This window comes from Paraburkholderia solisilvae, from assembly GCF_902859875.1.
Classification (GTDB): Bacteria; Pseudomonadota; Gammaproteobacteria; order Burkholderiales; family Burkholderiaceae; genus Paraburkholderia; species Paraburkholderia solisilvae.
The window spans coordinates 1-3,392 of sequence record NZ_CADIKF010000110.1; the positions used below are offsets into that span (position 1 = coordinate 1).

The 3,392-nt window shown below is 56.7% G+C and carries 2 protein-coding genes; one reads left to right on the plus strand and one right to left on the minus strand.

Annotated elements, in window-relative coordinates; genetic code table 11:
• Positions 1-27: 27 nt before the first annotated feature.
• Positions 28-2,415: a tetratricopeptide repeat protein gene (locus tag HV675_RS31925; protein WP_175115446.1), complete on the plus strand. Its 2,388-nt coding sequence runs from the start codon at positions 28-30 to the stop codon at positions 2,413-2,415.
• Here HV675_RS31925 and HV675_RS31930 read toward each other — a convergent pair.
• Positions 2,335-3,366, minus strand: coding sequence for a D-alanine--D-alanine ligase family protein (locus tag HV675_RS31930; RefSeq protein ID WP_175115447.1), 1,032 nt, complete (start codon positions 3,364-3,366; stop codon positions 2,335-2,337). The two genes, HV675_RS31925 and HV675_RS31930, sit on opposite strands and share 81 nt — an antisense overlap.
• Positions 3,367-3,392 lie beyond the last annotated feature (26 nt).

The window sequence follows — 3,392 nt, forward strand, 5'->3', positions numbered from 1 at the left end:
GACGATAACTAGGAATTATCTCTCGCGATGTCGCAGACGATAAAATTCGCCAATCGATCAATTGAGATCGCCAAATTCAGGGAGTTCGTGGCAACCCGAAACCCTTGCAAGCGCGTCATCGTTTTTCGAACCTCGAAATCGAGCGGAGCTTCCGAGTTTCTGCGGCATCTAGCGGCGAACCAGAGCAAAGGCAGTGTTTCCATCTACATGGACATGGCGGCGGGAGGGGTGTCTCAGCTTGCGGACGCACTCAAGGAATACCGGGATCAGCGTTTTCTGTGCCGTCTCGGCAATCTTTTGCAGGCCGGCCCGCTTGCCGGCCTGCTTTCCCGGATCGTGACAGCCTCAAGCGCGGCCCTCTTGCCACTTGCGCGCATTGGAGTCACGGCGCTGATAGGCATTGGAGAGGGCATTGTTGTCGCGCCGTTCCCATCGTCTGCTGCTTCGCGCATTTGCAGAATGGCGGTGACATGGCCGAAACCGGAAGTCTATTTCTTTCTGGACAACACACAGAAGAAGGCATCTGAAATCATCCAGCTCACGCATGCGTGCGCGTCGGACGAGCACTATGCCCATGTGCGATTTGTGCTGGCAGTCACGGATGAAATGGAAGGCGACTTGCCCTACGCGAGTTTCCGCAGACGCCTTCCATTTCGTACTGCCGCGGTGGCGGAAGAAGCGTTTCAGCCCATCGACGCGCGATTTGTAGCAGCCATTTCGGCCATCAAAGGCCTTGAGTTTCAGAGCGACGATTACGACAGACTGGCGAAGCTTGCCGGAAATGACATGTGGGTGCTGCTGGACTACCTCGAAGGAACGTATCAGGCGGCGGACTCCGGTGAACTCACCCAAATGGCCAAGTTTGTGATCCGACTGCTGTGCACTGCGGATCAGCCATTACGCCGCTCCGACATGCGACTTTTGACGCTTCGATCGGAACAGGTGGTTGGCACACCTGCAGAGTTCGATGCGTCCATTGATGAGTTACGCCGTTTGCGGCTAATCGAGCAAAGCACGGCAGAAGACGGTGACAGTCTTGTCATGTTGACGACGAATTCGGCAATGCCGATCCGCGAACTCAGACAACGAGATGTCGAGAATCTTGCGGTGGCCCGTGATCTCTATGATTTCTTCACGGAAGCCGAACGAACCAAATCGGCGCGCCATTCGGATGCCGCATTGGCTCAACTGCTTTACCGGCTCTCACACGACATCGATCCCGCGGCCGTCCCCTCGCGGGCTCAGACACTCGTCAGAATTGCGATGTCACAGGGGTCCACTGCCGACGCCGAGAGGTATATCGAAATTGCGCAGCGTCGACAGGGTATCCCGAGCCTGCATGATCTGTTCGTTCAGGTCGCGCTATTCGTATCGCTACAAGATTACGTCCGCGCCAAGGCAGTGCTGGACCGGATATCGAAAGCCGAGTTCGGGCGCTACCGCATTCTGCGCATTCTTGACGCGGTTGCACTGAACCGGATCAGAGACCACGACGAATCGAACCGGCAAATCGATCGGCTTCTCAATGAAGGAGGTTCGGACGAGGAAAAGGCTTTGCTGGTGTCCTACAAGATTGGCGGGCTGCTGCACGAAGAGCGTTGGGAAGACGCAACCGCGGTTTTACATCAATGGGCGCCGCAACTTCAGCGTGCCGCGAATTACCCGTACTTTCTCAGAAATGTGGCGGCCGTACACATGCTCTCGCCAAAGCAGGACCTGGATGCCGCTGAACGTATGCTGGATCAGGCCATCCGTTCGTTCTCCGCGAACCGCGACGCGTTCGGAGAAGCGACCACTTTGTGCAATTATGGTGTGGTCAAGGCGTATTTGGGCGACATCGAATCCGCCCGGCAATACTTCCGTCAGTCGTACAGCCGGTTATCAATCCTCGGGACCCAGCATATCCAGGAGTCTGGGACCAATCTCGGTACGGCATTGATGCTGCTCGGTCAGTTCGATCTTGCACAACGGCACATGGTCAAACTGCTGCCGATGATGGAGATGAACTATCCGCGCGCCATTACAGAAGCCAATCTCGCGATGCTGGAAATGCTGCTCGATCAAAAAACCGCTGCCGTTGCCAGAATGCGGGCATTGATTCCCGCGTCGGACGAGATCAATATCCCCGACTGCGCGCGCCATGTGCGGTATGCCGGTGCGCTGATCGAGAATGTTGCGGGAAATACGGCCAGATCCACGAAGCTACTTGAGGATGCAGAAGCTCGCGGTGGAATGACACCAGAACTGGCTCGCATCCGGCAGGCAATTTCCAGCGGACCTCTTGAGCCGCGCGACGCATTCAGGCTCTACCGCAATGACTGGATGCAATACTGGTCACAGAACCCACTTCAGATGCTTCCGGCTACCACCCTGACGGCGCAACCCGAATTCGACCACGTGACCCAAGATGTCTGACTGTGTCAAACCGCAGTCGGCGCCGGCGACACAGGTCGCGCCATCCAGGCCGAGATAGCAACAGAGATTGAATTCAAGGAACCGGCGCTTGCCGGTCTTTGCATCGTACCGGTAGTCCATTCTCAGATAATCCATCGGTCCAGCAGCCGCCCATAGCGCCATCATGTCGTCATGGATGTCGCCCGATGCTCCACCCAAGTCATACATTTCGTAGCCAAGCGGATCGTTCATTTTCAGGTCCTCTGTCAGGATACTGCCTGGCTTGTCCGATCGTGGGTGGACGAACCCCAGCATGATCGGCAGGTCGCCGCCGAGAATCGGCACGGTAATGTCGATTCCCGGTGCGTACTGTTCGACCAGGACCGGTACCCCTTCGCCAATCCGTTGTGCTGCGACCTCTCGCGCCCCGGCCCATGTGTTTTGAAACGATCTGACCGTGATGCCCTCCGAACTCGCCCCAAAGCGGTCCTTGACGAAATACGGGCCATCAAACGCTGGGGCCTCGGCAAGAGAAGCTTCGCTTCCATAGGGCACTCCGTCGACGGTCGGAATGCCGATGGATTTTGCGGCCAGCTTGCTTAGCCACTTGTCCTCAGCCAATGCCCTGATGCCCGGCGGAGCACCCAGATACGGAAGTCTGACGTACTCGCAAAAAGCGGAAACCAGGACTTCCGAATTGTTGATCGGCATCCGGTTATAGAGCGAGAAAACGAAATCGATGTTGCCGCCGGCAAAGAGGGCCGACGTTGGCTGGGCGGATGACCGCATCGGATATCCAAGCTCCTGCAATCCTTTCCAGATGCCGTAGTGGTATTCCGGGTAACCCCCATCACCAGGAAAACTCTTGGCGCGCGGTGCGAATTCGTCTGGCGCATATTCGGCGATGAAGAGGATGCGAGGCTTTTCGCCTGAGTTCGGCTTCAAGATCTGCGGGGCGAGCAGCGGTTTCATATGGTCGATAATTCCTAGTTATCGTC

Coding starts and splice junctions, on each gene's coding strand:
- HV675_RS31925 (WP_175115446.1), top strand. CDS start 28: ATGTCGCAGACGATAAAATTCGCCAATCGATCAATTGAGATCGCCAAA.
- HV675_RS31930 (WP_175115447.1), bottom strand. CDS start 3,366: ATGAAACCGCTGCTCGCCCCGCAGATCTTGAAGCCGAACTCAGGCGAA.